At 61.6% G+C, this 26,615-nt stretch carries 31 protein-coding genes, 1 tRNA gene and 1 pseudogene; 15 read left to right on the plus strand and 18 right to left on the minus strand.

The window, feature by feature from the left end; all coding sequences use genetic code 11:
• The first annotated feature begins 212 nt into the window (after positions 1-212).
• The 5 genes from IYW40_RS04630 (at position 213) to IYW40_RS04650 (ending at position 5,678) form a co-directional block, all read left to right on the plus strand.
• The gene (locus IYW40_RS04630; protein ID WP_196399594.1) at positions 213-548 is read left to right on the plus strand and encodes a hypothetical protein; all 336 of its coding nucleotides are present in this window, start codon (positions 213-215) and stop codon (positions 546-548) included.
• 3 nt (positions 549-551) lie between these two features.
• Entirely contained in the window at positions 552-1,706 is a 1,155-nt protein-coding gene (locus IYW40_RS04635; RefSeq protein ID WP_196399595.1) for a DNA cytosine methyltransferase, read from the plus strand.
• A 193-nt stretch (positions 1,707-1,899) separates the two neighbouring features.
• Complete coding sequence (locus tag IYW40_RS04640) at positions 1,900-2,121, plus strand: hypothetical protein (protein WP_196399596.1); 222 nt, start codon at positions 1,900-1,902, stop codon at positions 2,119-2,121.
• Positions 2,105-2,806, plus strand: coding sequence for a hypothetical protein (locus tag IYW40_RS04645; protein ID WP_196399597.1), 702 nt, complete (start codon positions 2,105-2,107; stop codon positions 2,804-2,806). Before IYW40_RS04640 ends, IYW40_RS04645 begins: the two co-directional genes overlap by 17 nt.
• A gap of 148 nt (positions 2,807-2,954) precedes the next feature.
• Positions 2,955-5,678, plus strand: a complete 2,724-nt coding sequence (locus IYW40_RS04650) for a DUF3987 domain-containing protein (protein ID WP_196399598.1) — start codon at positions 2,955-2,957, stop codon at positions 5,676-5,678.
• Between the two features lie 323 nt (positions 5,679-6,001).
• Here the strand turns inward: IYW40_RS04650 and IYW40_RS04655 are convergent, their stop codons facing one another.
• Entirely contained in the window at positions 6,002-6,457 is a 456-nt protein-coding gene (locus IYW40_RS04655) for a hypothetical protein (protein WP_196399599.1), read from the minus strand.
• Positions 6,458-6,484: 27 nt separating this feature from the next.
• Between IYW40_RS04655 and IYW40_RS04660 the strand changes: the two genes are divergently transcribed.
• The 6 genes from IYW40_RS04660 to IYW40_RS04685 all read left to right on the plus strand — a co-directional run bounded on the left by IYW40_RS04660 (position 6,485) and on the right by IYW40_RS04685 (position 10,353).
• Entirely contained in the window at positions 6,485-6,787 is a 303-nt protein-coding gene (locus tag IYW40_RS04660) for a hypothetical protein (protein WP_196399600.1), read from the plus strand.
• A complete protein-coding gene (locus IYW40_RS04665) occupies positions 6,784-7,083 on the plus strand; it encodes a hypothetical protein (RefSeq protein WP_196399601.1) in 300 nt (99 codons plus the stop codon). Before IYW40_RS04660 ends, IYW40_RS04665 begins: the two co-directional genes overlap by 4 nt.
• Before the next feature lie 4 nt (positions 7,084-7,087).
• Complete coding sequence (locus tag IYW40_RS04670) at positions 7,088-8,572, plus strand: hypothetical protein (protein ID WP_196399602.1); 1,485 nt, start codon at positions 7,088-7,090, stop codon at positions 8,570-8,572.
• A gap of 30 nt (positions 8,573-8,602) precedes the next feature.
• On the plus strand, positions 8,603-9,163 hold the full coding sequence (locus IYW40_RS04675; RefSeq protein WP_196399603.1) for a hypothetical protein: 561 nt from the start codon (positions 8,603-8,605) through the stop codon (positions 9,161-9,163).
• Between the two features lie 35 nt (positions 9,164-9,198).
• Complete coding sequence (locus IYW40_RS04680) at positions 9,199-9,840, plus strand: hypothetical protein (protein ID WP_196399604.1); 642 nt, start codon at positions 9,199-9,201, stop codon at positions 9,838-9,840.
• 258 nt (positions 9,841-10,098) lie between these two features.
• Entirely contained in the window at positions 10,099-10,353 is a 255-nt protein-coding gene (locus IYW40_RS04685) for a hypothetical protein (RefSeq protein WP_196399605.1), read from the plus strand.
• 8 nt (positions 10,354-10,361) lie between these two features.
• On the opposite strand, the gene IYW40_RS04690 is transcribed toward IYW40_RS04685, so the two are convergent.
• Both IYW40_RS04690 and IYW40_RS04695 read right to left on the minus strand, forming a co-directional pair.
• Positions 10,362-10,769 (minus strand): hypothetical protein, encoded by a 408-nt coding sequence (locus IYW40_RS04690; protein ID WP_196399606.1) that lies wholly within the window; start codon positions 10,767-10,769, stop codon positions 10,362-10,364.
• A 6-nt stretch (positions 10,770-10,775) separates the two neighbouring features.
• Positions 10,776-11,336 carry a hypothetical protein gene (locus IYW40_RS04695; RefSeq protein ID WP_196399607.1) on the minus strand — a complete coding sequence of 187 codons (561 nt, stop codon included), beginning with the start codon at positions 11,334-11,336 and terminating at the stop codon, positions 10,776-10,778.
• 177 nt (positions 11,337-11,513) lie between these two features.
• Here IYW40_RS04695 and IYW40_RS04700 point away from each other — a divergent pair, with 177 nt between their 5' ends.
• From IYW40_RS04700 to IYW40_RS04710, 3 genes are read left to right on the plus strand one after another with little or no spacing between them, the layout of a single operon-like run.
• Entirely contained in the window at positions 11,514-11,804 is a 291-nt protein-coding gene (locus IYW40_RS04700) for a type II toxin-antitoxin system RelE/ParE family toxin (RefSeq protein WP_196399608.1), read from the plus strand.
• Positions 11,794-12,111 (plus strand): HigA family addiction module antitoxin, encoded by a 318-nt coding sequence (locus IYW40_RS04705; protein WP_196399609.1) that lies wholly within the window; start codon positions 11,794-11,796, stop codon positions 12,109-12,111. The genes IYW40_RS04700 and IYW40_RS04705 overlap by 11 nt, the downstream gene beginning before the upstream one ends.
• Positions 12,112-12,126: 15 nt before the next feature.
• Positions 12,127-12,435: a hypothetical protein gene (locus IYW40_RS04710; protein ID WP_196399610.1), complete on the plus strand. Its 309-nt coding sequence runs from the start codon at positions 12,127-12,129 to the stop codon at positions 12,433-12,435.
• An 89-nt stretch (positions 12,436-12,524) separates the two neighbouring features.
• Here IYW40_RS04710 and IYW40_RS04715 read toward each other — a convergent pair whose 3' ends face one another.
• The 7 genes and pseudogenes from IYW40_RS04715 to IYW40_RS04740 all read right to left on the minus strand — a co-directional run bounded on the left by IYW40_RS04715 (position 12,525) and on the right by IYW40_RS04740 (position 15,571).
• The gene (locus IYW40_RS04715; RefSeq protein ID WP_196399611.1) at positions 12,525-12,965 is read right to left on the minus strand and encodes a hypothetical protein; all 441 of its coding nucleotides are present in this window, start codon (positions 12,963-12,965) and stop codon (positions 12,525-12,527) included.
• Between the two features lie 120 nt (positions 12,966-13,085).
• On the minus strand, positions 13,086-13,502 hold the full coding sequence (locus IYW40_RS04720) for an SOS response-associated peptidase (protein WP_348644230.1): 417 nt from the start codon (positions 13,500-13,502) through the stop codon (positions 13,086-13,088).
• A 110-nt stretch (positions 13,503-13,612) separates the two neighbouring features.
• A pseudogene (locus IYW40_RS21665) lies at positions 13,613-13,756 on the minus strand (SOS response-associated peptidase family protein); the annotation flags it as partial.
• A gap of 150 nt (positions 13,757-13,906) precedes the next feature.
• Positions 13,907-14,233, minus strand: a complete 327-nt coding sequence (locus tag IYW40_RS04725) for a hypothetical protein (RefSeq protein WP_196399612.1) — start codon at positions 14,231-14,233, stop codon at positions 13,907-13,909.
• Positions 14,234-14,460: 227 nt separating this feature from the next.
• The gene (locus tag IYW40_RS04730; protein ID WP_196399613.1) at positions 14,461-14,661 is read right to left on the minus strand and encodes a hypothetical protein; all 201 of its coding nucleotides are present in this window, start codon (positions 14,659-14,661) and stop codon (positions 14,461-14,463) included.
• Between the two features lie 171 nt (positions 14,662-14,832).
• Positions 14,833-14,908, minus strand: a tRNA-Lys gene (locus IYW40_RS04735).
• 111 nt (positions 14,909-15,019) lie between these two features.
• Complete coding sequence (locus IYW40_RS04740; protein WP_196399614.1) at positions 15,020-15,571, minus strand: hypothetical protein; 552 nt, start codon at positions 15,569-15,571, stop codon at positions 15,020-15,022.
• A gap of 241 nt (positions 15,572-15,812) precedes the next feature.
• Here IYW40_RS04740 and mdh point away from each other — a divergent pair, with 241 nt between their 5' ends.
• A complete protein-coding gene (mdh, locus tag IYW40_RS04745) occupies positions 15,813-16,775 on the plus strand; it encodes a malate dehydrogenase (protein ID WP_175093365.1) in 963 nt (320 codons plus the stop codon).
• Between the two features lie 403 nt (positions 16,776-17,178).
• Here the strand turns inward: mdh and IYW40_RS04750 are convergent, their stop codons facing one another.
• The 8 genes from IYW40_RS04750 to IYW40_RS04785 form a co-directional block, all read right to left on the minus strand.
• Positions 17,179-18,738, minus strand: coding sequence for a DUF882 domain-containing protein (locus tag IYW40_RS04750; RefSeq protein ID WP_210327189.1), 1,560 nt, complete (start codon positions 18,736-18,738; stop codon positions 17,179-17,181).
• 265 nt (positions 18,739-19,003) lie between these two features.
• Entirely contained in the window at positions 19,004-19,378 is a 375-nt protein-coding gene (locus tag IYW40_RS04755; protein ID WP_196399615.1) for a response regulator, read from the minus strand.
• Positions 19,329-22,514, minus strand: a complete 3,186-nt coding sequence (locus IYW40_RS04760) for a chemotaxis protein CheB (RefSeq protein WP_196399616.1) — start codon at positions 22,512-22,514, stop codon at positions 19,329-19,331. Before IYW40_RS04760 ends, IYW40_RS04755 begins: the two co-directional genes overlap by 50 nt.
• 341 nt (positions 22,515-22,855) lie before the next feature.
• Positions 22,856-23,626, minus strand: coding sequence for a hypothetical protein (locus tag IYW40_RS04765; protein WP_246720642.1), 771 nt, complete (start codon positions 23,624-23,626; stop codon positions 22,856-22,858).
• Positions 23,627-23,710: 84 nt separating this feature from the next.
• Complete coding sequence (locus IYW40_RS04770) at positions 23,711-24,739, minus strand: NAD regulator (RefSeq protein WP_210327190.1); 1,029 nt, start codon at positions 24,737-24,739, stop codon at positions 23,711-23,713.
• Positions 24,699-25,223, minus strand: a complete 525-nt coding sequence (locus tag IYW40_RS04775; protein WP_196399617.1) for a protein tyrosine phosphatase — start codon at positions 25,221-25,223, stop codon at positions 24,699-24,701. Before IYW40_RS04775 ends, IYW40_RS04770 begins: the two co-directional genes overlap by 41 nt.
• A 21-nt stretch (positions 25,224-25,244) precedes the next feature.
• Entirely contained in the window at positions 25,245-25,877 is a 633-nt protein-coding gene (locus tag IYW40_RS04780; RefSeq protein ID WP_196399618.1) for an HD family hydrolase, read from the minus strand.
• Positions 25,878-25,881: 4 nt separating this feature from the next.
• Entirely contained in the window at positions 25,882-26,463 is a 582-nt protein-coding gene (locus tag IYW40_RS04785; RefSeq protein WP_348644231.1) for a DNA-3-methyladenine glycosylase I, read from the minus strand.
• Between the last annotated feature and the right edge of the window lie 152 nt (positions 26,464-26,615).

A 26,615-nucleotide genomic window follows, 5' to 3' on the forward strand; every position in this document is an offset into this window, starting at 1 on the left:
ACACGCCTCACTTTGTAGAAATTCATCGCCTCATTTGTAATAAAATCCCGTCGTCTGTTAAATAATAAGCTGAACTTATACTCTCTTAAGGCACAGACTATACAGTAGAGCAGATCACGAAGACCTTGACATCGCTTCAGGCGCGGCTATGTCTGCGAGCATAGCGCCCGACAGCCGCCGTTGCGCGGCGTTAAGCGACAAGGAAAAGAGCCGTGGCTTCCGAAAATCTTCTGCCTTTTCGTGCTTTCGCAAAGCGCCTATGGCGATCGTCGAGGACGGTCGAGAGGTGGTACGCGCGCGGCGACGCCGGGCTGCCGCGTGTCGTGCGCGTCGGCGCCTTCAAATTCGTCAGCGAAAGTGAAGCCGACCGCTTTATCGCAGCGATCATCAAACGCGGCGCTGCGCCCGGCCAGGGGCCTTTCGCGCCGCGCGGCGCAGCCGCCACAGCCGCTCGCCAAAAGGCGAAGCCCGCCCGACAGACGCCGCCGAAGTCGACGCGCCGCCAAGTCGCGCCGAAAACGCCAAGACGAGCCCGCGTCGAGGCTTGACCCATGGCGTTCTTTGAATTTTTCAGCGGCGGCGGCATGGCGCGCCTTGCCATCGGCGGCAAAATGCGCTGCGTCTTCGCAAACGACATCTGCAAGCGAAAAGCCGCATCGTATCGCGCCAATTTCGGTTCCGGCGAGCTTGTCCTCGCCGACGTGGCGGACCTGACGACCAAGGACTTGCCGGCGGAGCCCGCCGCCCTCGCATGGGCAAGCCCGCCTTGCGTCGACATATCGCTCGCCGGGCGCCGCGCCGGCTTGAATGCGCGGCGCTCGGGCGCCTTTTGGGGCTTTCATGACTTGATGCGCGATCTCGCCGAGGCGGGCAGGGCGCCGAGCGTCATCTGCATCGAAAATGTCGAGCCGCTGCTTTCATCGAACGGCGGCGACGACTTCACGGTGATCGTTCAGGCGCTCGCCGATCTTGACTACATGGTCGGCGCGATGGTGATCGACGCGGCGCAGTTCGTCCCGCAGTCCCGCCGGCGCCTTTTCATTGTCGCCGCCCGCGCTGGCGACGTGACGATAGGCGCCGATCTCCTCCAGACGGGACCGGCGGCGCCGTTCCACACAAAAGGGCTCGTGGAAGCCTATGGGCGGCTTCCGGCGGCGCTACGGCGGCAGTGGCGATGGTGGCGCCTGCCAGAGCCGCCCATGCGCTCAATCGAGCTGGGCGACGTCTTGGAGCCCGTCAGAGGCGATCCCGCCGCCCTTGCACGCGTTCTCCGGCTGATGAGCCCGGCGCATCGCCAGAAAGTCGAGAGCGCGGCGCAGGCGCGGGCTCCCGGCGAAACGATCGTCGGCGCGGTCAATTTCCGGCGCCGCGACGGCATGCAGCGTGCGGAAGTCCGTTTCGACGGGCTCGCCAACGCGCTCCGCACTGCGGGCGGCGGTTCTTCAATCCAGACGCTTCTTGTCCTGGATGATCGGGGCATGTTCGCCCGCAAGCTTACGCCGCGCGAGTCGGCGCGGCTCATGGGACTCCCCGAGCGCTATCGCCTGCCGGCGGGCGTCACTGCCGCGCATGATCTTGTCGGCGACGGCGTCGCCGTGCCGGTCGTGGCGCATCTTTTCGACCATCTGATCGAACCGCTGATCAAAGCCGACGTGACGACGCGGCGCCAACTCGACATGGTGACGAATTGTGAGGACGCGACTTGAGCCGGCGCCGACCGATCGACCGACTACGAACGAGCTGCCGCCGCCAAAAATTTTGCGCCCTGCCATCGCAGGACATCACGCGACAAGAGCCGACATTTTGAAACCGTAGACCACGGCGAAGCAACGGGTTGCGCTTGCCGCAGCCGCGCGAAAACCTAAATTCACGCTGAACGGAAAACGAGGAGATTCAAACATGACGACGAAGGGGGCGAAGGCGAAAATGGCGGACCTGCCGGCGGTGCCTAAACATCCACATCAGCGGGCGTATCAGGACCGCTTGCACGCCTTTCGCGACGAAGCGGTTGCGCAGCGCGAACGCGTCGCGCGCGTCGAGCACAAATTGGATGCGGTGCTTACGCTTTTGCGCGGCCACATCGACGTGCCAAAGGAGCACTCCCGTGCAGCGAAGACGTGAACGAAAAAGCCCGCCGGTTGGCGCCGGCGGGCTCGAAAATGTCGGCAGGCGGGAAGCCAAGAACGACACGGTGAATTTAGCACTTCACGCCTGCGACCGCAAACCAAAAGTTTTCATCACCGGCGAATTGGAGCCGCGCCGCTGGGCGCGAAGCGCGGCGCGTTTCTTGTCGTGGCGTGAAATTCTGACGGGTTTCGAGCTGCCGGAATATCCGCCAAATGAGATTTGCGATTATCCGCGTTCGCCCTGCGATCCGACATGGCGACAGGGGCTCGACGTGAATCACGCCGTCGAAGCCGACCGCTTCACTTTTCTCGGGCCGTTCGAGCCGCCCTTCGGATTAAACGAAGCCGAGCGCACGGCATGGCGGGAGGCGAATTTGCAGCGGCTTGAAAGCGCCGACCTGCTCTTCGCTTCGCTCGGTGATTTTGACGACGATGATGCGCGTCGCATCACGGCCGAGCTGCGCTACGCGGCGAAATTTCGCATTCCGATCTACGCGCACGAGGACAAAGCGACGGCGGAGAACGCCATCATGCGGGCGACTTTGCGATCGGCAAGGAAACGAACGGACGGCTCATCGATGAGCGTCGGCGATGCGTTCGATGAGGCGCTGTTTTGCTGGCGCGAAGCGCAGCGGACGCGCTCGCGGAGCCGCGCAGCAAAGGAAAGGAGAGTGGCATGAGATAGCAGACCATCATGCCGGGCGCGGCGAACCGCACGAGCCGCTTAACACGTCTTAATGTTCTTAAATGTCATCAAATGTAAGGCTCACCAAATGCGAACTCACATCGAAATGAAGATCAACCCAAATTCAGAAGTGACTTTCCACCATGGCAGAACAACAGCCGCACAAAAAAGACGGCGCACCGGAAGCGCGCCGCCAAGTCTCTTCACCTGAAAAAACCGCGTCCAATAAATATGGCAATGAAGCCGACAAATCAACCGCTGTAACGAACGCCAACGGCGCGACGCACGGCGTAGCGAAAGCCAATGGCGCGAGCCGGCCGCCGCATTGCGACGCGAAAGGCAAGCCTTTCGGCGAGGGGCGCGCCTCAATCTTGAATCGAACTTGGCGGAAATATTATCCGCTCGGCTATTCGCCGCTTGGCATTTATCCTCCAGGCACAGCCATTAACGACAAGGACCGTTCGAAGTCGCCCGTCTTATATGCGTGGCAGCGCTTCTGCGATCAGGCGCCGGACCCGCGCGAAATCACCGCGACGCTGCAAATTCAGCCGCGCGCGCAAATCGGCGTCGCCTGCGGCTATGACGGGCTGATCGTCCTCGATTTCGATAGCGAAAATCCTCGGCTGAAAAAAGCGTGCGAAGAGTGGATGCAACTGACATTCCCCGATGCGCCGCGACGTCTTGGCAATCCGGCGCGCGCCGGCGCATATCTTTTTCGATGGGAGAACGAAGGTGAAATTGTCCCGTCGATGAAATTTGTCGACGACGACAACAAAACGATTTTCGAGGTTCTTGGACACGGGCGTCAGGTCGTCATGCCGCCGAGCATGCATCCGACCGGCGTTCCCTATCGCATGGCGGATGGCGAAGAGTTGCCGCCGCCACTCGACGAATTGCCGATCCTCAAGCAGCGCTACATCGACGATCTGGTCAAACTGGTCAAGCAGAACGGATTCGCAATTCGGCAAACTTCGTCGGCGCGCACCGAGGGTTTGCCGACGCCGGAAGAGCTTCGCGTCTATGAAAAATTGATCCCCGCCAAGAAAGCCGTCGCACGCACGATCGACTATCTGAAAACGAAAGCGCCAATTTCGGTTGAAGGGAAACGCGGGCACGACAACGCCTGTCGCGTTTGGCAAAAATGCGCCGATCTTGGTTGCCCGCCTGAGCACATCACGCCGCTCATGTGGATTCACTGGAACGGGCGCTGTCAGCCGCCGTGGGACACCTACGACGGGCTCTATGCGGAAACGCAAGGGCTGCTCAATTCGCGGCGCTCGCCGATCGGCATCGACAACCCGGAGCGGATCGCGGCGACGTATTGTGAAGAGGCAGACCCGGCGCCGGCGAGCGACGGGAGCGCGCCCGTGCATCCTGACGGATTGAACGCGCCACAGCCGACGTCACAGAAGGAAAAGATGAGGTTAAACCCCGTGTTCGATCCGTGGGAGCGTTACGTCGTTCCCGACTTCCCGTTCGAAATCTTGCCGCCCGATCTTGCGCACTTCGTCGAAACGCACAGCATAATTATCGGCTGCGATCCGTCCGCACTGGCGATGTGCGTCATGTCGGCGCTGAGCAGCGCGCTTGATCATCGCTTCGCGCTCAAGATGATGCGCAACGGCGATTTCCACGCTAGCCCACGTCTTTGGATGCTCCTATTCGGACCGCCGAGCACGAAGAAGACGCCGATGCAGAATGCCGCGCTGGCGCCGCTGACGGCGCACGAAAATCGGCTTATGAGCGCTTACCGCACGGCGCTTGCGGCGCACGAAGCGTCAGACGGCAAGCCGAAGGACGAGCCGCGAGAACCGATTAGTCTCACGTCAAACGACGTGACGCCGGAAAGTTTGGGCGAAATGTTGTCGCGCCACGAACGTGGAATGATGGTGTTTCGTGACGAGGTCGCCGGCTGGATTGGCGGCATGGAAAAATATTCGGCAGGCAAGGGCGGCGCGTCGGATCGGGCATTCTGGTTGAAAGCTTTTGATGGCGGACCTTACAAGGTCAATCGTATCAGCCGCAAAGCATACATTCCCAATCTCAGTATCAGCCTTCTCGGCGGCATTCAGCCGAAACGACTCGCCGAGCTGCACGGGTTGACGTCGGACGGGCTGTTGCAGCGGTTCGTTCCCGTCATCATGCGAGAGGCGAAATTTCCCGAAGATATCGACGATGGCGGTTCGAAAATCGCTTACACGCGACTCGTCGAGAAATGTCTCAGCGCCCATCCCGCGACGTTGCGCATGACCGACGAGGCGATGAAGGTGATGACTCGTCTGCGCAAACATCTTCACGATGTTGAACAGTCGTCGGGCGGCTTCGCTGACGGATTTCAAGGTTTCGTCGGCAAGCTCGCGGGCATCGCCGGCAGTTTCGCGTTGATCCTGCATCTGATCAAAGGCGATCCGCACATGCGAGCGTTGGCGGAGATTGACGTTGAAACGATTGAACATGTTGATCGTCTCGTTCGCGATTTCATTCTGCCGCATGCGTTCGAATTTTACCGGACAAGCGAAACGCAGACGAACGGCGACCGGCTGCAACGCATCGCGAGTTGGATTTTGACGAACGGTAAGGATCGCATCGTGGCGTCTGATTTGACGAGTGGCGTGCGCATGATGCGCGGACTATCGCTCGCGCAAGTCAACGAATGGTTATCGCCGCTGATCGCCGGGAGTTGGCTGGTTCCCGATCCTGACGAGAAGCTCGACTCGACGAGGTTGAATAAGAAATGGCTCGTCAACCCGCGCATCAAGGAACTGTTTGCGGAACGGACCGCCGAAGAAGAGCGCCGCAAGCAGGCGATCGCTGAACTGATGAACTCGGATCGACGGGCGCGCCGGAGCGGACCAGTCGAAAAATAGCTACGGCTTGGAGCGGCGTGACGGCGCCTATCCCGATCGGAAAAAGTCGGCTGCGCGAGAGGACGGCGTCATCTGAAACAGGCGTGTTTTCTTGACGTTCCTGACACGGCAAAGTGACGATTTCCGCCCGCAAACGCCCGGAAAATAAGGAGCCTGACATTCCTGACTCGCGCGCGCGAGATAGATAAAAACATAAATAGAGAGAGATCGTCTTTTCTCTCTCCGTATGCGCGTATCAGGAATGTCAGAGTCTATAGGTTTCAAACGGTTACGAGTGAAAAACGGCGAATCACTGTGTCAGGAATGTCAGGAAATGGCGTATTTCAGGGCTTGGAGGGCAGCGCCAAGCAAGCTGCAAAACCTGATTTTTTCTTCAAGGTGCCGCTCCCTGCCCTCCTGAAACACATCGAAACCCAGCTCGAAATTCCACGACCCGCCGACAGTCTATCGCCTGCTCTCGCCGATAAAGCCCGTATTTCCACAAAGGCTTGACGAATTCGCTGCTCAGCGCCACCTTCTGAAGTGGGCGTTAAAAGTGGGCGAATGACGCGTCCGACGCCCGAAAAAGGCGGCGAGAAGTGCTTCAGACTGACGGGGCTCCGCGCAAGAAGCGCAAAGCCATCGCTAAACGTCCGGTCAATAATGTTTCCCGCGTGACGAGCGGGCGAAGCCTTTTCGCGTCCGGCGATGGGCGTTCCGCGTGGGGCCGCCGCTTCAAGGATTTGCTCTACCTTCACTGTGAAGACCTTGGCGGCATTGATCGTCTCAGCGAATTCCAACTTAGCCTTGTCCGTCGCGTCGCGACCATGGAATGCGAGTTGGAACGGATGGAGGCGGAGCTTGCCGAGGGCAAAACCGTCGACGTCGACGCTTACGCTCGCGTTGCCTCCCACCTGCGCCGGATCGTTGAAACGCTTGGGCTTGAGCGCGTTGTGCGCGATCTGGAACCGTCGCTTAAAGAGATCGTCGCAAAATACGCCCGTGGCGAGCCTGCGGAGCCGGTTGGCGCACTTCAGCCCGCCGAAGCCTCTCCTGCCCCTGCCGCCCAGAGCCGGCGCTCCAAACAGGCGCGCCGAGACGCTGTTATCGAGGAAGGGACGCCCGGATGAGCGCCCCTCCCGCCCGAGAACGCAGCGAAGCTTCCGACAATCTCGTCTCGCTCACGCTTGATGACGACGATATCTTTCGCGCCGCGCTGATCTTCGCCCGAGCGCGCGACGACGCCGAACGGCGCCATGCCGAATGCGAAGCATGGCGCGGCGCCAGTCGTCGCATCTGGCGAGAGCCGCAACCCAGCGCCGTGCTTCACCGGCGAATGATCGCTCGGCGCAGGGCGCGCATCGCTCGCGGATGGCTCATCACGCAGGCGTTGTTCGACTGGCTCCCGCACGGGCGAGGACATTGAAGCGATGCGCCCGCTCGTCAGCCTTCGCCAAAGCCTTGAAGACCCTGCTTTGCTCGGCGGCGTTATGGGCGGGCCGACCCGACAAGCGATGCGTTCGATCCTTCTCGCCTCTCAAGGCGAACCGCTAAACGACGCCGAACTCGCACACTGGCGCACGCTCACAGGTCGAGAAGTTTCGCCCGGCATGCGCGCCGAGGAATGCCACATCTTCGCCGGCCGGCGCTCCGGCAAGTCGAGCGGCATTGCAGCCTTGATCACCTATGCGGCCTGCTTGTGCGACTTTTCCGACCGCCTGTCGCCCGGCGAAACCGGCATCGCGTTGCTGATCGCCGAAAATCAAAAACAAGCGCGAATCATGCTGCGCTACATCGAAGGGGCGCTTGATCAATCGACAGCGTTGCGCAAACTCATTGTCGGCAGAACGCAGCATTCGATCCGACTGTCGAACGGCATCGAGATCGAAGTTCGTCCTGCCGATTTTAGAGGATTGCGCGGTCCTTCCTACATCATCGTCTGCGCAGACGAGATCAACTTCTGGCGTTCGGAAGATAGCGCGAATCCCGACTATGAAATCATCGACGCCATTCGTCCCGGTCTTGTAACGACGCACGGTCAGCTCTTCACAATCGGCTCGCCATATCGCAAAGCCGGCTTCGGCTTTTCAATGTTCGCCAAACATTTCGGCGACAAAGGCGATCCGCAGATCATCGTCGCGAAGGGCGCGACGCGACAATTCAATTCGACAGTTCCGCAGAAGGTCATCGATCGCGCCATCGAACGCGATCCGCAGTCCGCGCAAGCCGAATGGCTCGGCGACTTTCGCAATGATATCGACGCATTTCTACCGCGTGAAGTCGTCGAAGCCTGCGTCATCCCCAACCGCTTCGAAATCCCGCCCATGTCAGGCACGCGTTATTTCGCGTTCGCCGACCCGAGCGGCGGCTCAAGCGACGACATGACGCTCGCCATCGCGCATCGCGAAAACAATATCGCCGTCCTCGATTGCGTTCGCGTCGCGCATCCGCCGTTCTCGCCCGATGCGGTCTGCGCCGACTTCGCATCGACGCTTAGAGCCTATGGGCTGCACAGCGTGAAAGGCGATCGTTATGCCGGCGAGTGGCCGGTCGAGCGCTTTCGCCATCACGGTATTCGCTACGAGAGCGCGCAGAAGCCGAAGGTCGAAATCTACAAGGACAGCATTCCGCTCTACAGCGCGCAGCGCTGCGAACTTCTCGACCATCCGAAGCTCACCAATCAACTCATCGGCCTTGAGCGTCGAACCTCGCGCGGCGGTCGCGACAGCATCGATCATCCGCCCGGCGGTCATGATGACGTCGCCAACAGCGTTTGTGGCGCGCTGCTTCTGGCCTGCGCCGGCAAGCACGTCTTCCGTCCGACGCAACGAATGGTCGAACTCGCCGGCATGCCCGGTCCCCGTTATCGCCAAGGAGATTCGATGCGCCACGGCGTCAAAATCGTCCCGTTCTAACGAACGCCTAAAAGAAGGAAACACAAGCTCATGATCCGCAACACGAAAACCGAACGCGTCCATCGTGCGATTGCAAAATACATCCGTCCAAAGCTTCGTCCCGGCGCAGACGTCGAATTCACGCCCGCCTTTGCCGGAATCGACGACGACAACGTCATGCAGCACATTTCGCACATCGCCGCAGCGGCGATGCGCTTGACGGTAAACCAGCTTGCCTTCGATGCAAGCCCGCACGAATTGCATAAGAAGATGCGCGAGGCTGCTGTTGAACCCGACGGCACAAAAAGCGGAGTTGACGACGATATCGTCACCAAGGTTTTGTTGGCCTTAGAGCACCTGCTTTTGCCAAGCGAACTGTTGGCCGTCCGTCAAATCTTGACGGCAAAGTCGAAGCGCAAAAGCGATTACGATCCCGCATCGCTGACGGCGGAAGATGCGCGATTGGCGCTCGACTCCTACACCAAGCGCTTCCCCGACGCCGCGAAAATCCGCGTCGAGCCGACATGCGCGCCTGCGCCGCAGCGACATGCCGCGTCGTCAGCGTCGGACTACTTCAAACGCTTCCCAAGCGCGCAGCGCATCGGCTTTTGACGGCGATCGCCATAACGAAGAGGACGAGACGACACATGAACGCATCCGCCGAACGCGCCCGCCTTCGCGACGCCATCGCCGACCAGACGCGTGCTCAAGAAGCTCTTGAAGAGGCGCAACGCGCCGCCGCCAATGCGCGCGATCGTTTTTTCGCCGCCAGCCGAAAAGCCGATCAGCTCGCCGCGCAAATCGAGGAAACAGCGCAACAGCCGCCGGACAAATTCATCGAAGCGCTTGCCGGCGATCTCGACGTCATCATCGATTCTCCTGTCGCCGAACTGCGTAAAGAGCTTGAGGCGGCGGAAGCCCAGCTCACCGTGTGGGGCGCGGCGCGTACTGTCGCCGAAGACGCGATCGAAACCCGTCGAAAGGCGCTCGATCTGGCGCAGTATTTTGTCGACGGCGCAGCGCGACGAGTCGTCGAAGCAGAAACGAACGTCGCGGCGGCGCTCTGCGCCTGCGAAGCGCTGCGATCCGAACTGCTCGATTCGCAAAGCCGAATCGCCGCGATTGCCGGCTCGGTCGATTGCGCCAGCGAACAGCGCAAGCGTCTCGATGCGTTCCTGACCGACAGTTGGCTGATCGATGCGCCGTGGCGCAATCGACCGGCTGGTCAGCAAGTCAAGGACGCCTTCGCCGCGCTCAAAAACGACGCCGCTGCGAAGATGATGAATTGAAGAGATTCCTTCTGCCACGGCGGGAGGATGCGTCGCCACATCGCGCCTGCCCCGATGGCGACGCCAGCCCGCTCCGGACGCTTTTGTGGGCGCAAGATGCTCCGGAGCGGGCGACATTTGAAAAGGTTTCCGCGCGGTTCGATCTCCGTCTTACGCGCGGGACCGCTCCGGCGTTTCATCGTCGGCGTCGGGGCGAAAGGTCGGGATCGGGCGGTAAGCTTCACGTCGTCCGATCCCGACTGATCGTGAGGGGGAACAATGAACGCCGTCGTTATCGAACGCCAAATCCTCTTGCGTGAAGCGGAAGACCTTGGCGTCCATCCGCCGATTTTGTGGGGGCGATTCGTCGGTCCCGAATTGGTTTACGCCATCGGCACAATGCCAAACGGCAGGGCGCGTTCATGGTCACGCGAGCCGGGAGAAGCCGCCGAAACTTTCGCGCTACGGATCAGGCGCGATCTTCAGGAACAGCACTGCACCGGCGGGGCGCGCGCAGCGGTCCTGACCGGCTGAAAGTATTTCTAGCTCCCGATCAGTTTTGTGAGTATATCTTTTACAGCCTGTGGCGCGTCACTGGCCAAGAACTCATCGACAGCAAACCGCTTCGTTCCGCTATTGCCAGAAGATGCACGTTTGTGTGGGTCAACGTATGACCATTCGTGCTCGACGAATCTCTGGCCATCGTCTTCAGTGACAAGACGCCACCGATCCTCGGTTTCCATAAGCGGCCCTTTTACAGACTTATGGAACTCAACTTTTTCTGCCATTTGGTCTACCTGCTTTCCGCCAAGAAATAGCAGATCGACACGGCGCGAGGCTGCGTCAAGGGCCGCAGGTTTCCGGCCAGCACGGCTCGGCGGCGCTGTGGAGCGCGAGAGGGCTTGTAACAATGCCGACGCTCTCGCAAGATTGCCGCCGATCGCGCCCATGTTACGTTATTGCGCGGTATTTCGTAACCGCATCTTCCGCATGCGCTCAGCCGCCGTCATGGCGCGTTCGCCGAGGGGTTTGCGTCCGGGCTTGCCGGCGGGGACGGGCTCGGTCGCCTGTTTGAGCGCGGCTTCCAACCGGGCGATCTTCCGATTGAGCCGGACGATCTCCGCCGTTAACGCCTCCTCGCGGCTCGCGGGCTGGCGAGGCGCAGCCGCAAGCGCTTTCGCCGGGAGAGGCGTCGTCGCAGGTGATGCAGGCGTCGTTCGACCGCCTGTCGGCTTCCGCTTTGTCTTCCGCAGCGCTTCCCATTCCGCCGCTGTCCTTGGCAGAGGCGGCGGGGCGTATTTGCTGCGCGGCTTCGCCTTGTTGCGGAGCCCTTCGGCTTTCTCCCGCGCATTCGCTTTCTCAGCTTCTGTCGCCGCTGGATCGGCGGCGAGGCGTTCCAACTTCTGCACCTTTTTCTCGTCGAGAGCCTTGCGTTCAGCCCATTTCTCGTTTTCCGCCATGATCTCTTTTTTGATCCTTAGCGTTTCGGCGCGCTTCGCCAACGTCTCGGGTTTCATCGCTCTAACCTCCGTGTTACGGATTGATTTAGTAATTCGTAACACGCGCGGCAAGAGGGTTGTTACGTAAGTGTTCTGCAATTCGTAACAGCGCAGGCGATAGCGTTCCGCTTGGCAGCCGCACTTGGCGAAACCACGGTTGACATCGTCTGATTGTAGGGCGACAGTTTACAAGACATGATCGCGTCGTTCCGGCACAAGGGGCTTAAACGCTTTTGGGAAGACAACGATGAGCGCGCCGTTCACGCGAAATGGCGGAAGAAAGCCCTCATCATCCTGTCGCGTCTCGACGTATCGGCCAAACCGGAGGAGATGAACTTGCCGGGCTTGGGCTTTAGATTTCACCCGCTCAAGGGCGATAGAGCCGGGCGCTACGCTGTGACGGTGTCGCCCAACTGGCGGATCACTTTCGGCTGGAGCGGCGAAGACGCCGTTCATGTAGACCTTGAGGATTATCATGGCGACTAAGACACGGCGGCACCCTGATCTCGCCCCCGCATCGCCGGGCGAAATGCTGCGTGAAATCGTCATCCCCGCGACCGGGCGGACGAAAACCGCGATTGCGCAGGCGTTGGGAATTTCGCGAACGACGCTCTACGCCGTTCTGAGCGATGAGCAGGGGGTGACGCCGGAACTGGCGATGCGCCTTGGCAAACTGTTCAATGACGGCCCGGAGGTCTGGTTGCGGATGCAAAACGCCCGTGACGTCTGGCGTCTATCTCGTAAAATGCGGAAAAGTCTGGCGGCGATCGAACCGATTACCGAGGTCGCGTAAGAAAAACCCGCAAGAATGAAGCCCGACACCCTTCTCACGCCCAGCGGAGCTTATGACAAAGCCGCGATCATGCTCGACGCACATCGGCAGCGCCGCCAGATGATGCGCTACGGCTGGACGTGGAGCCGCTGCCTCGCGTTCTCATGGACGAAGGCGAAAGCCATGCGCGCCCGCCTGCGCGCCGATCCCAATAAGGTCGAAAAGACGCTGGTCGGCCCGACAGCCGAGGGCGTCGCGCTGCTGTTCGCGCGGCTCACTGGGCGCAACGTCAGTCCCGAGGACATGTCGCAGTTCGCCGACGAACTGGCGGCGCTTGAGAACTAACCTTCTTCGTCAGGATTAAAGCGGCGGACGCGGGTCGGCCCGCCGCTAGTAAGTTACGGCGCTGAGCAATGTGGTCCTCTGACCTGTTGCTACCGATTCTGCGTAGGCGCGTTCGGATTGCGCGCCGCATGAGGGTCTTGACTAATCGGACGCGGCGCAGTGGCCTCGCGCGGCTTGGCCGCTTCTTCCTTATAGCCCGGCTGCCCGATGACTTGAGGGGGTTTCCAACCGCTTGACGCCCCTTGCTCGCCGGCAAAGGCGTAACCCGTCGCGGTCAGGACCGCTGCCGAAGCGAGGGCGACGACGGTAAAAATCCTATGAGCCATGTTTCCTCTCCCTGATAGTTTTAAATGTTTGCGCCGCCGTCGCAGTTCATTCAGCAGAGCCGTCATCCGCTCCGGTAGCGGCGCTCTGACTATGCTGGCTTCCTTGGCTAGACGCTCGCCGATCCTTATCAACGCCGTGGCGAACTGCACTTCGGCTTCATAAGCGACCGCGTTGCGCCAGTTGTCCGGCGCTTTGTTTCGCATGACGCATGCTCCCTTGAAGGGAGAAGAACCGCTCGGCAGTTGGATTGTTCCCAAAGAAAATGTCGAAAAATTAAAGCGTTAGCGCAGTCTAGAGTGAAGCTCTTGCGACGGCGCAGCCTGTCACGCTGCGACGGTTGGTTCGATCAGCGTCGGCTCGTCATCGCCGACGCCGGAGCGGTTCACGCGCGGCGAAACGATCCATTCCTGCAAGGCGTCCTCTGGCGGCGGGCGCAAAAATGCGCCCGGATCGCCGCCCGCCATCCAAGCGCTCGCATCGTTCCAATCGAGAATCACCGGCATGCGGTCATGAAAGCACGACATCCATTCGTTCGCGGGACCGACGATGATCGTCGTGGAATCCTCTAGTAAATTAGTCTGTGAATTGGGCGCGCTCTCCCATAGACCAGCGAAAGCAAGCGGGCGACCGTCGGGCGATGAGAAATAGTGCGGTGTCTTCGTGCCCTTCGCGCCTGTCCACTCGTAGAAGCCCGACGCCGGAATGATGCAGCGACGCGATTTGAACGCCGAGCGGAACATCGGCCTTTCGGCGACTGTCTCGGCGCGGGCGTTAACGTCGCCGGCAGCTTTTCGAGCGGACTCTTCCGCCAGAGTGGCGCCAGTCCCCAGCGCATTGGCGTCAACTCCTTGCCTGTTTGGGCAAGGCGGATGACTTCGATTTGCGTCGTCGGCGCGATGTTATAGTGGGGCGCGAGATTGCGCGGCTGACCGATCAGGTCGGCGAGCCGGTGAAGCTCTTCCCAAGACAGATGTTGCGTGAAGCGTCCGCACATCAGAGGAGAATAGCAGGCCCAATTGCGAATGTAGACGACACCGAGTTTCTCGGCATATGCGGGGATGGAACAATCCACTCGCGCGAGGGCCTCTTCAAAAAAAGGGCCTTCGTCGTTTAGGACGAAGGCCGCGCAATATTTGCGAAATGCTCAACACACCCACGCCCACTGTCCATACCACCAACGCCAGCAACCCCCGGAGCCTCCGTAGCCGCCATAGCCTCCATAACCGCCGTAACCCCCGTAGCCGCCCCATCCTCGACGGCCCCACCCGCCGCCATGACCTCCGCCGCCCCAGCCGCCGCCACCCCAGCCGCCGCCATGACCTCCGCCACCCCAGCCGCCGCCATGACCCCCGCCGCCCCAGCCGCCACCGCCATGACCCCCGCCGCCACCATGGCCATCCCAGGCCCGAGCGACAGTCGGAAGAGCCAAAGCCGCGGCCAAAGCCGTAACTAGAGACAGTTTGCGCAACATGCTGATCTCCTTCTGCCCCTTGCAATTCATTCCCATCGATCCACTGAATGTTCGCTGAATGAACTTCGTCATTTGTCTTGGGCTTTGGCCGCAAAGCGATGAGCGGCGTCTCAGCCGGCGCGCCATAGTGTCGAACGCGATCCCGCCATGGTGTGCGCAGTCCAGCCCGACAGACGCGGGGCCAAGGCAGGCGCAGCGCCAGCGCCCGCCAACGCACTTCGCCCGGATTAGCTCTTGTTGCGGTTCTGAGCGCGTCGCCGTTGCAGCTCGATTAACAAAGCCGTCATCTCCTTTGGCAGAGGTTCGCTGACGGCTTTGGCCAGCTCGACGCGCAGATGTTTGCCGATCGAGTCGAGCATGACGGCGAAATGCTTCTCAGCTTCGCGGCCGCCCGCGTCCCGCCAGCCTTCCGGCACTGTATCCGGCATGGCGTTACTCCCCTCTCGAAGAGGGAGAACGGCGTGTCTCACGGATCGTTCCGAAAAAACTTCGAGATGGCGAGCGGTCCATTCGGAACAAGCGCCCACCTCAACGCCCACTTTCAGCGAACCAGTTTCGCGGGCTGGGTGGCAAAACCTCTCGCAACTTCTTGATTTTATTGGTGGGCGCACAAGGGCTCGAACCTTGGACCCGCTGATTAAGAGTCAGCTGCTCTACCAACTGAGCTATGCGCCCGTTCGGCGAGCGCCGCGAGCGCGACGCTTTTTCGAACGAGCGGTGCGAATATCAAAACCGCTCGCCGCTGTCCAGCGTTACGCGCGGCCGCCCGCATTTTCCTGCTCCGGATTACGGGGAGCGCGCCGCCGGCCATCCGTGGATCAACCGTGATTTCGTCACGAGATCGGCCCACGGGCCCGTGTGGGCGTTGCCCGCGGCGGGCGTGGGCGCGGTCTGTTTGCGCGCGCAAACGGCCTTGGCCGCCTCGGTCTTCGGCCCCTGCGTGTAAAAATAAATGACGTTCATCTTCAGTTGCGAGGCCAGCTGGTTGAGAATCGTGCCCCTTTTCAGCACATTGACCCCCCAATGCGCGTCACGCGGCGCTCCCGGCTTGAAGCCGTAGCCGTAATCGCCCTCGCCCCTGATAAGATCGAAGCGGATGTAGCAGAGCTCGCCCTCGGGCGCGGGCTGCGCCACCATCTCTCGGGTGACGATCACGTCCTGGTTGTTGTAGCGGACGTTATAGTCGACGGGAGCATGCCAGACGTCGACCTTCTCGAAATGCTGCAGAAGCTCGGATTCGTCCGGGTCCGCCGCCTGCGCCGCGGCGGGGCCAAAGAAACAGGCGCTCGCCGCGAGTGTGGCGGCGCACAGGCGTTTCAACAAAAACTCGCTTTTCATGTATCGCCCTTCCACCGAGCGGCTTGCGCGCGCTCCCCTCGAGCTTCGCAGGTAAGGAGCGCCGCGACGGCCCGCAATCCCTGCGACATTCCGCGCGCCAGGAAACCGCTGGGCGCGCTGTTGGGTCGCGGAGCGCTCTGGGCCGACGTGTAAGGCTCTGCTTACGACAAGCGCCGAGGAGTCTTCCCACCGCCGCAAAAGCGCGGTAGCTGTTTCCCAGAAGCAAAGAACGAGTTTGATTATGTCGCGAAGAAAAATCGCTTTGATCGGCGCCGGCAATATCGGCGGAACGCTTGCCCATCTCGCCGGCCTCAAGGAATTGGGCGACATCGTTCTTTTCGACATTGTCGACGGCGTGCCGCAAGGCAAGGCGCTCGACATCGCTCAATCGTCTCCCGTCGCGGGTTTCGACGCCAAGCTCACCGGCGGCTCCGACTATTCGGCGATCGAGGGGGCGGACGTCATCATCGTTACGGCGGGCGTGCCGCGCCAGCCGGGCATGAGCCGCGACGATCTTCTGTCGGTCAATCTCGGCGTCATCGCCAAGGTCGGCGCGGGCATCAAGCGCTATGCGCCGAACGCCTTTGTCATCTGCATCACCAATCCGCTCGATGTCATGGTGTGGGCGCTGCAGAAGGCGTCCGGCCTGCCGACGCAGCGGATCGTCGGCATGGCGGGCATGCTCGATTCTTCGCGCTTTCGCTATTTCCTCGCCGAGGAACTCAATGTTTCGGTCGAAGACGTGAGCGCCTTCGTTCTGGGCGGCCATGGCGACGACATGGTGCCGTCGGTGCGTTATTCGACGGTGGCCGGCGTGCCTTTGCCGGATCTCGTGGCCATGGGATGGACCACGCAGGCGCGCATCGACGCGATCGTCGAGCGCACGCGCAAGGGCGGCGGCGAGATCGTCGGCCTTCTCAAGACCGGCTCGGCATATTACGCGCCGGCGACCGCGGCGATCGCCATGGCCGAGAGCTATCTCAAGGACAAGCGGCGGGTGATGCCCTGCGCCGCCTATCTCAGCGGCCAATATGGCGTGAACGGACTCTATGTCGGCGTTCCCGTGGTCATCGGCGCGAATGGCGTCGAGAGGGTGATGGAGATAAAGCTCGACGCGGCCGAGCGGGCGATGTTCGAAAAATCCGTCGCATCGGTTCGGGCGCTGCTGGAAGCCGCCAAGGCGCTCGATCCCGCTTTCGCCTGAACGCCTCTCTGAGGCGGCGCCCGACGATCCGGTCGGCGACTTTCTTGCGGCGCAAGCGCGGGGACAGCGGCCCGGGGCTCTGGCGCGACCGTAGGAACATTCCTTGCAGGTTGGGGGTTAGACTGTCTGAAAGACTGATTCTCCCCGAGAGGTTCAGGCTTGCTCGAGTGGATGCGAAGCCATGTTGGACCCTGACGCTATTGGCTTTATCAAAATACTCGCCATCGCCGGCACACTTTACTTTGCAGTCCGCGGGGCAATCCTTATCGCCGTCGCGGCGATAAACGCCGTTGCTCTTTTACCCTGAGTTTTAAACTCGAGGCTTGATCTATACGTCTGGCGCGACGCCGTGGCTTGAGGATCTGTTCCAGCGCGATTCTTAAACTGCTCCCCTGCGCCAGTTTCACCGCGCGGGGGTTTCCGCGTCATGTTCGGCCGAGACGCCCTTGTTCGTGGGACTGCGTCCGCGGGAGCGGGCGGCCGCGCGAAGGCCGGTTGATGAGCCTAGCAGAGGGGTTGCGCCGCGAGCTGTCGCCTGCTCGGCGACTGTCTTCCCAGTGTTTTCCCCTGCGGCGGCGTCCGACGGCTCAGCGCCCTGCGGCGGCTCAGGCGCGTAGGCGAGCGACTCGTGGCCGGCCGCCGCTCTAGACTTTCTCGTCTCATTTTTGGGCGAGTCGACCAGCCGCGCGATCGCGCTCGTCGCCTTCGCGTGGGGGATCCCGGGCCGGGTCGGGGGCAGGGGCGCAGACGCGAGCTTTGGACGGCGTGGCGACGCATCAGTTGCGGGCATTCTACCTGAGCGGCGGTCAGCGCGGTCGGCGTCCTGAAATTCGACAGCGCTTTGCAGCTCGGCGGACCTGTCAGACGCCGTCCGCGCGTCCAAGCGTGCGGCGAGCGAGGACGGACGCTGCGGCGGCAGCGGCGCTCGAACTGTTGGAAGCTTCGCGGCGGGCGGCTCCTGCTCGGGCGCTTCTGCGCCCGGCGCGGACAGGGTCGTCTCGCCACGCGGCAAATCCGCCTCTGCCCGCGCGCGTTCTTGCGCGCCGTAGCGATAGGCATCGGTCGTGGCGGACGCCGCGCTATGCTCTTCCATTTCGCCGCTTGTCCCGCGTGCGGGCCGTGGCGCGAGCGAAGCCCACTGCTTGCGGGCGCTCGGCGCCGGCGCCGCGACCTCAGCGTCTTCTTCTTCGCCGCCCCCGCCGCCGCCAAACAGCATGGCGAAGAAACCGCCAAACGTGCGGCGCGGCGCGACGACATAAGCGCCGTCGCCGCGCGCCTCGATCTCTGCCCGCGCCTCTTCATAGCGCGCGAGCGGCTGGCCGTTCGTCGGCAAATGCACCGTTTTGCCGTCGGGGAAAAGCCGCGCCAGGTCGTCGTAGCTCATCCGCGGCCAGTGGCGCACATTGCCGACGTCGAGATGGACGAAAGGCGTGCCAGCGTTGGGGTAATAGCCAACGCCGCCGCGCTGCATGCGCATGCCGATCTCGCGAATCTGCGACATCGGCATTCCCGGCATCGTCGTGTCCATCGCCTTGCCGAGCATGTGCTGGGAATATTTGGCGACGGCGCGCGAACGGGCGCGCAGCATGGCGTTCGTTTCGGGTGAGCGATAGGCGGAGACGACGTTCACGACCTGATCGCCGGCGCCCGCGTGGCGGTAGGCCTCCCACACGACGTCGAAGAGGCGCGGGTCCATGTTGGTCGGCTCGTCGCGTCGCCAGTCGCGCAGGAACCAGTTTAGCTGCTGAAGGACTTGGGCGTCATATTGCCCGTTGATGAGATATGTCGCCGAAATCGATTCATGCGTATGGGCGTGGTAGAGATGAATTGTTCTTGTGTCGCCATTGGCGACGGCGGTTTCGGTCATCTTCGGCGCGAGCGTCGCCAGACAACAGACCACGAGGCCAAGAACCGTCGAAAGCGGAGAGAAAATCAGGCGCGCGCTGGAGCGAGGCGTCGTCAATAGCTGCTTCCCGTCTCGCTTGAAGCGCGCCTCGACCGACGTCGCCCCAGATACTAACAAGCCTTCTGACCCTTCGGCCGAAAGGCGCCCTTTGCGCCGGGCGGCGCGAGGCGACGGCGAAAATCACATGCGGAATGCGCAGTTAGACGCGCTTTGCCCCTCGGCGGCCGCCACCGCCCTGATCCCCCACCAATTCGGACGCTATGGTAACATCGTGGCGAAAAGTTGCTCAAGCTTCGCCGGATCAAAACGGCGCGGCGTCGTTTTACGCTGCGGACTCCAAAATCGCTTCGAGGGCGGCGCGAAGAGCTGCGCCCGTCACCGGCTTCTGCAGGAGAGTCTTGTCGCGCAATTCAGACGGCAGGTCGCTCGCGCAATGCCCCGTCATCAGCAAAAACGGGATATTTCGCTCAGCCAGCACGGAAGCAATTCTTCCGCTGGTCTCGTCGACAAGTCGGTAATCGAGCAGGGCGCAGTCAAGACGCTCCTTGTCGATGAGCCGCAAGGCGTCTTCGACGGAGGGTACGGGGCCGACGACGTCACAACCGCCGTCGTTCAATTCGCATTCGAGCATCATTGCGATGATCGATTCATCCTCGACAATGAGGACGCGCTTTCCCGCTATCCTTGAACTCGCCATGATCCTCCACGCTATTCCGGCTCTGTTTCAACGGAATTATGAACGTTCCAGAGAATCCGGTCTCGCCAAATTCATACGCGGCGCTGCCGGAGAGCCCGTAACTCACTTCGCGATCGATAAGCGTCAGACCGAAACCCCTTTTCTTTGGGTCCGCCGCGCGAGGACCGCCGTCCTCGCGCCACCTAAAGGTCAGCGTCGACGCTCTGTCTTCCGGCGAGTCCATCGAAGACCAGTCGACGGAGACATGGCCCGAACTGTTCGACAGCGCTCCATATTTGACCGCATTGGTCGCTAGTTCATCCAGGATCATGCCAAAGCTCATCGCAGCCTTGGGCGGCAGCGTGATCGGTGGTCCAGAAAGGGTCAGCCGCTGACTATCCTCGGAGAAATAGGGTGCGAGCGCCTGGCGCACCACCTCTTCCAGGCTGACGGCGCCGTAACTCTCCCGCGCGAGCAACTCGTGACTTCTCGCCAAGGCGTAAAGTCTGGTCATCAAGGCTTCCGATCCCTGCGTCCGAGCCAACGTCTGTTTGGCGAGGGCCAAGATAACGGTGATAATATTTTTCACGCGGTGATTGAGCTCGGCGACCAATGTCCTTTGGCGTTCTTCAGATCTCGCGAGACCGGTGACGTCGACGAACGTCGCCACAACGCCATCGATTTTGCCTTCTGCGTTCCGATAGGCGGTCAAGCGGCATAGAAAATGCGGCGTTCCGGCCACGTTCTGGTTCACCCGTCGCTCGATCAGCGTTCCCGTCTTCATGACGCTCTTTATGTCGTCTTGCAGTTCCGGATAATCGAGCTTGATCGCGAGGTCTCCCAACGGGCGGCCTTTGTCTGTCGCAATAATACTGAAGAGGCTCGTGACCGCGGGCGTAAAGCTGCGGATCACGAGATCACGGTCGAGAAAAATTGTCGCGACGTTGGTGCTCGCGAAGAGGTTCGTGAAATCGCTGTTCGCGCGGTCGAGATCCTCCACCTTGGCCAGCAATTCCTGATTGACGGTCTGCAGCTCCTCGTTCAGCGACTGCAATTCCTCTTTTGTGGATTCGAGTTCTTCATTGCTCGACTGAAACTCTTCGTTGAGTGAAATAAGTTCCTCGTTAGCGGATTTCAGCTCTTCCAGCGCCGTCTCATATTCCTCGATCGTTCCTTGCAGTCTTTCGCGCGTGTCGCGCAATTCCGCTTCGATCGGCGATGTGTCAGCGGACTCCTGCGGTTGAGGCGCTTCGTTCGAATCGACCAACCCATCTTTCGAAAGTTCTTTCTCGTCGAAGGCAATGAGAAACGCGGATCGGCCATCGGCTCCGCCCTGCAGAGGCTCGACCGAAACCGAGACATGCTCAACATGATGATCAGTTTCGAAAGCGATATTATCGCGTGTCGCGGCCCGTCGCGTCTCGATTGCTTCACGTAGCGCGCTGCGCAAATCGAGACGCAACTCCTTGCGCGCCGAGGTCAGCAATTGCCGCGTGGGCACGCCATAGGGCGCTTCGAGATATTTTGCCGTCCGCGCGGAGTAATGGACGATGTCGCCATCTTCATTGACAATCACATGCGGCGGTCCAAAGCGATCGGCGATTCGCGCCTCCGCCGACTGTCGGGCGGCCATGCCTCCTGCCGCGATATGATCGCTCCGATGCGAGACGAAGGGAGCCGGGCGCAGGCCGTTAACAAACGCCGGCATGCGGGCCGGGGTGCCGATGTCGCGCGCTTGGAAGATGCAGCTCGTCTTGTCGACCGGCGCAAATAATTCCGAAAAGCGGCCGATCGTTTCGGCTTTTCCAAGAAAGAGAAAGCCGCCCAGTCGCAGCGCGTAATGGAGAGTCGGCAACGCCTGGCGCTGCGCATCGGCGCCGAAATAGATCAACAGATTGCGGCAGGAGATCATGTCCATGCGCGAGAATGGCGGATCGCGCAATATGCTGTGGACCGAGAACACGCAAAGATCGCGTACCGATTTGGCGACGACAAAACTGCCGGAGTTATTCGTAAAGAACCGCTCTTGCCGCTCGGGCGACACGCCTTTCATCAGCGCGGACGGATAACGGGCGGCGCGCGCCACCGATAATGCGCGTTCATCGATGTCCGTCGCAAAGACCGTGACGCGCGGCGACCCGGTTGTTTTGTCCATATGCTCGCGGAGCAGGATCGCGATCGAATAGACTTCCTCTCCGGTTGAGCAGCCGGGGACCCAAACGCGCACCGCGTCCGCGCCGCCGCGTCCCTCGAAGAGATGCGGAACAACGATCTTCTCCAATGCGTCGAAAGCTTCGGCGTCACGGAAAAAGCTCGTTACATTGATCAACAGATCGCGAAACAGGCGCGCGGACTCCTCATCGTCGCGCTGCAGGAATTCGACGTAAGCCAGAAGCGAGTCACAATGATTGATCTGCATGCGGCGATGAACGCGGCGGATGAACGTTCGCTTTTTGTAGCCGCTAAAATCGTGCCCCATCTGAGACCGAAGAATGGCGTAAAGCATTTCGAGCGACTTGGCGTCGGGATGGTCGCCTTGAGCGGCGCCCCTTTCCGCAAGCGCATCGACCAATCCAATGCTTTGCCTGTTCTCTGACAGCTTCGCGGCCATGTCCTCAACAGGGATCGCATAGTCGACGAGACCGCTGGCGATCGCGCTGTCGGGCATGCCGGTGAAACTTGGCTGAGTTCCATCGCTCGATTGTGCAAGGACAAGGCCGCCCTGTTCCTTGATCGCTTTGATTCCGAGAACGCCGTCGCTGCCGCTCCCAGAGAGCACAACGCCGACAGCGTATTCCCCGCAATCCTGGGCGAGCGAACTGAAAAACACGTCGACCGGGCTGCGCTCGGCATGGCCGTGCTCGATCTGATGGAGTCGGAGAGTCCTTCCCTCTATCGTCAGGGATGCGTTGGGCGGCAAAACATAAATGCTGTTCGGCTCAACCTTCTGGCCCTCGCTCGCGACATGGACCGTCAAGCTGGTGTGCCGCGCGAGTATGTCCGTGAGGAAGCTTTCGCGATCCGGGGCGAGGTGCGTGATAATCACAAAGGCCATGCCGAGATCGGCGGGGACGGCTTGGAAGAATTGCTCGAGAGCCCGCAGCCCACCGGCGGAAGCGCCAATGCCAACGATGGGGAATCGAGAATCCGACGCCATAACTTCCGTTTATTGAGTCGATTCAACCCCGCGACGCGCCGTATTCGCGGCTCGATAAGAGCACATTACGCGAGAGGAGAACATAAGACGTATATGCCGCTTTTGCAGCTCTTGAAAAGTTTGCTGTCGCCTGATTTCCAGCGGCTTCCTGGAGACCTGTCACTCACCCGGCGGAGGCGCGCCCAGAGGCCGTTATCGCGAAGGAGGCTTACGCTCACGGCGTGGAACAGCGCGCGGAACGGCCGATCAAAAGCGCGCTTTTTCTTTATGGGACCAAACGGGGCGCGGGGATCTAAACGGCCCTCACAGCTACGCCGCGCGGCAGTCTGCGACGTCGCCGCTCAGTTCGAGGCCACTGTGCGCACGAGCTGCGGCCCCAGGATGGGCTGCGCTCCGCTGATGAGTTGCAGATAGGCCGGAGACATCGATGCCGTATCCCGCCCCGCAAAGGCCTCCGATGGCGGTCGGCGCGGCGGCAGCGGCGCGGGCTCGGGAAGCGCATTCGCCTCTTCGCCGCCGCGCGCCAACCCCGTCAGCTGCCGCCGGTCGGCGACGGCGACATGGATCGGATCGGTTGTCTGACCGCCAGTGCTCGCAAGGGCGGTGGCGACTGCGGACTGCACCTTCTGCGCGATGTCGCCAAAGCCGGCGAGGCTCGCGCCGGACTGCCCATCGAGCCGTGCGCTGGCGACGCTGGTCGAAGGCGCGCGTTGCTTGCGGCTCGCGATCATGGTCGGGCCGCCCTCGCAGTTGCGCATGCCGAGAGCGATCAGCTCCGTTCCCGTCAAAACGCGATATTCTCTGGTCAAATGGCCAAGACGCGCCTGCACGGCGGTCGGATAGGAGGCGAACAGCTGCGACGAGACGCCGAGGTCGACCTCCCGGTTGATGGCGTTATAGGCTTGATGAAATTTAACCTTTGCGTCCGGATAGACGCAGACGTTGGGCAGGCTCAGCGCCAGCGTGCAGGCCGAGCGGCATTCATGCAGCCTGACCTCGCGGTTCTCGCGGCGATATCGTTCGGTGAGCGCTTCATAATCGCTGACCAGACCGCCGACGTCCTTGTAGACGACGACCGGCGCCGGCATGGGGGGCGGCGACAAATAGCCCAAGACGCACCTCTACTTTACGCATTGCGAGCTTCGCTTCAGCAAAGATTCACCATGTCGCGGTGAACATCGCCTTAAGGAACGACATCAGCCTCGGATGCCGACGCGAAGCCCTGGCGCGGGCCTTTCTTGCAGAACATTGCGGCGAAAATGGAATAGAGCCGCTGGGCGTCCGCCTGTCTTTAAGGACATTTCCCCCGTTGGCTCGACAATGGCCGTAGATTCCACCAGACGGCGGAAGTTCTGCTTGTGCAGATGGCGGCCAGCGATGGCTTCTACTGTCCGCTGCAGCTCAGTCAGCGTGAACTCGGACGCCATCAACTCGAAGATCACCGGCCGATATTTCATCTTGGCGCGCAGTCTGCCCATGGCTGTGGCGAGAATGCGGCGGTGGTCATGGCGCATTGGAGTCCCGAGCGGCGTCAGCGGCGCCCGTCTCTCCGCCGATTCGCGACCATCGCGCAGCGCTTCCTCGAGAAGCCCCGCCTCGTAAAGAAGCTCGTAGCGCTCAAGGACGTTCTCCTCATTGAACGCGCGTCCCTTGCCGCCAAAGAGAAGATTGACCCGCACCCGGCGCGAGACGCCTGAGGAGGAAACGGCGTCCGGCGCCTCGGCCACCCAGTCCGTCAATCCCGGCGCGATCGTGTCCTCGAGCGCCGCGGGCGGTCCTTTGCGCCAATCCTCCCAGGGAAAGAAATCATGCCAGCTCCGCCAGACGCTTGCGCGCAGATCCGCGTCGTCGCGGATGCGCGTCAACGCCAAATAGCCGACCGAGACGACGTGCGGATCACGGTCGCCGGCGCGGGCGTGGCGTCCGCGATCGCCGAATGTATAGAGCTGCTCGACATAGCCCAGCGGCGCGCCGGTCTGCTCGGCGACCCATTCGCGCAGACCGATCTCGAAGGTGCGATGGCGGATCGGATCGAAAGGTCCGGAGGGAAGGGCGGCGACGCCCGCCGGCCCGTCCGCGCGCGTCGTCAGGATCAAGGGCTCGTCGTCTCGAACAGCGACGATTGCGGCGGTGAGGCCGATTTCGACAGGCGGAGATAGGGGCGCGAGCGCTTCGGCGGCTCGGCTAGGCGTCGGCGAATTCCAGGGCGAAGGGCGTTCCCTCATAGCAGTCGGTCCCGCGTCCGATCGCGGCGATCGCGGCGGACATTCGCCCGTTCCGCCCGAGCCTTTCGTCGGCGAGCGCGACCAGCCGTCTGTTGGGGGTCGCGGTCGGCGAGACGCGGCGCAGTTCGCGCGCGATCTCCATTTCGCTGCGACGCGGCGCTAAAGCACAGGCCGCGACAAAAGCCGCCGCGGGCGATCGGCTCACCCCAGCGTAGCAGTGTATGACGAGCGGCGCGGAGCGGTCCCATTCCTCAAGGAAAGCAAGCAGCCGATTGATATGTTCCTCGCCAGGGAGGATATGCCCTCCCCGCGGCGCATCGATATCGGAGACAGCGATGCGCAAATGGCGCTCGCGGGAGATTTCGCAAGGCCGAACAAGCGACGCCCCGGCGGTAAGAATGGTGACAAGCGAGCGTGCGCCGCTTTCGCGCACCGTGTCGACCACCTTAGTCAGGGAACAGACGTACAGGCGCCCATTCGGCATTTTTCTCCCCGACGTTCTTCTTCAACTTTCGTCGACCGCCCGAAACCGAGCGAGAAAACGCGCCTGCGTCTCCTCAATGGGAGCCGGGGCGAGTTCGTCCATGAAGGGCTGCGGCGGGATCGCCGGGCGGCCGAAGATGCGCTCGGCTTCGCCCCGTGTAAAGCCCGCAAGCTGCACCGCCTCAAAAAAAGCGGCGGCGCGGTCGGCTTCCTTGCACAGGCGCCGCAGTGCGGGAGAGGGTGCCGGCGGCAGCGAGAAACGCAGGAGAATCGCGCCCAATATGCGGTCCTCGACGCTTTTGTATGCGTCGCCGATCACCGCCTTGAACGGGGAGATCATATCGCCGATCACATATTCCGGCGCGTCATGCAGCAACATGTAAAGCCGCTCCGTTCGGCCGATCGCGGGATCGAGCGCGCTAGAGATCTTTTCCACAAGCATGCTGTGTTGCGCGACCGAGAAAATATGCGCGCCGACGGTCTGACCGTTCCAGCGCGCGACGCGCGCGAGCCCATGCGCGATATCTTCGATCTCCACGTCGAGCGGCGAAGGGTCGAGCAGATCGAGGCGGCGTCCGGATAACATGCGCTGCCAGGCGCGGGGCGCCTCGCCGGGCGACGGACGCCCACGATTTTTCGTGGAAGGAGCCCGCATCGCGTCAGCCGCCCTCGCCCCCTGAGTGGCGATGGCAGCCCGTCAGATGATCGTCCACCATGCCGACCGCCTGCATGAAGGCGTAGACGATCGTCGGTCCGCAGAATTTGAAGCCGCGCGCCTTGAGATCTTTGGAGAGGCGTTCGGAAAGTGGGGTTTGGGTCGGCACGTCGCTCATGCGCGTCCAGCGATTGACGATCGGTCGTCCATCCACGAAACCCCACAGATAATCCGAAAAGCCGGTCGTCGCCTCGATCTCCAGCCACGCCTGCGCCGAGAGCACGGCGCCTTCGATTTTTGCGCGGTTGCGCACGATTGCATCATTGCGCATCAGCGCCGCGACGCGCTTCTGATCGAATCTCGCGATCTTCGCCGGATCGAAGCCGTCGAAGGCCGCGCGAAACGCCTCGCGCTTGCGCAGAATGGTGATCCACGAGAGGCCGGCCTGGAAGCCGTCGAGCGTCAGCTTTTCAAAGAGCGCCCGGCCGTCCCGTTCGGGCCGCCCCCATTCATTGTCGTGATAGTCGAGATAAATCGGATCGACGCCGGGCCACGGACAGCGTTTCAGCCCGTCGAGATGAGACACGACCGCGAGCTCACGCCAACTTGCCGGCTGTTCCCGAACGCTTGCCAAGACTCACCCTTAAAAGGCGGACGAAAAAACGCCGCGTGCTCGGGCTTTATCGCGCGTTTGGATTGCGTTCACAACCAAGTTGGGACTATCGTCGGCCCCGGCGG

This window comes from Methylocystis sp. H4A, assembly GCF_015709545.1.
GTDB classification, from domain to species: Bacteria; Pseudomonadota; Alphaproteobacteria; order Rhizobiales; family Beijerinckiaceae; genus Methylocystis; species Methylocystis silviterrae.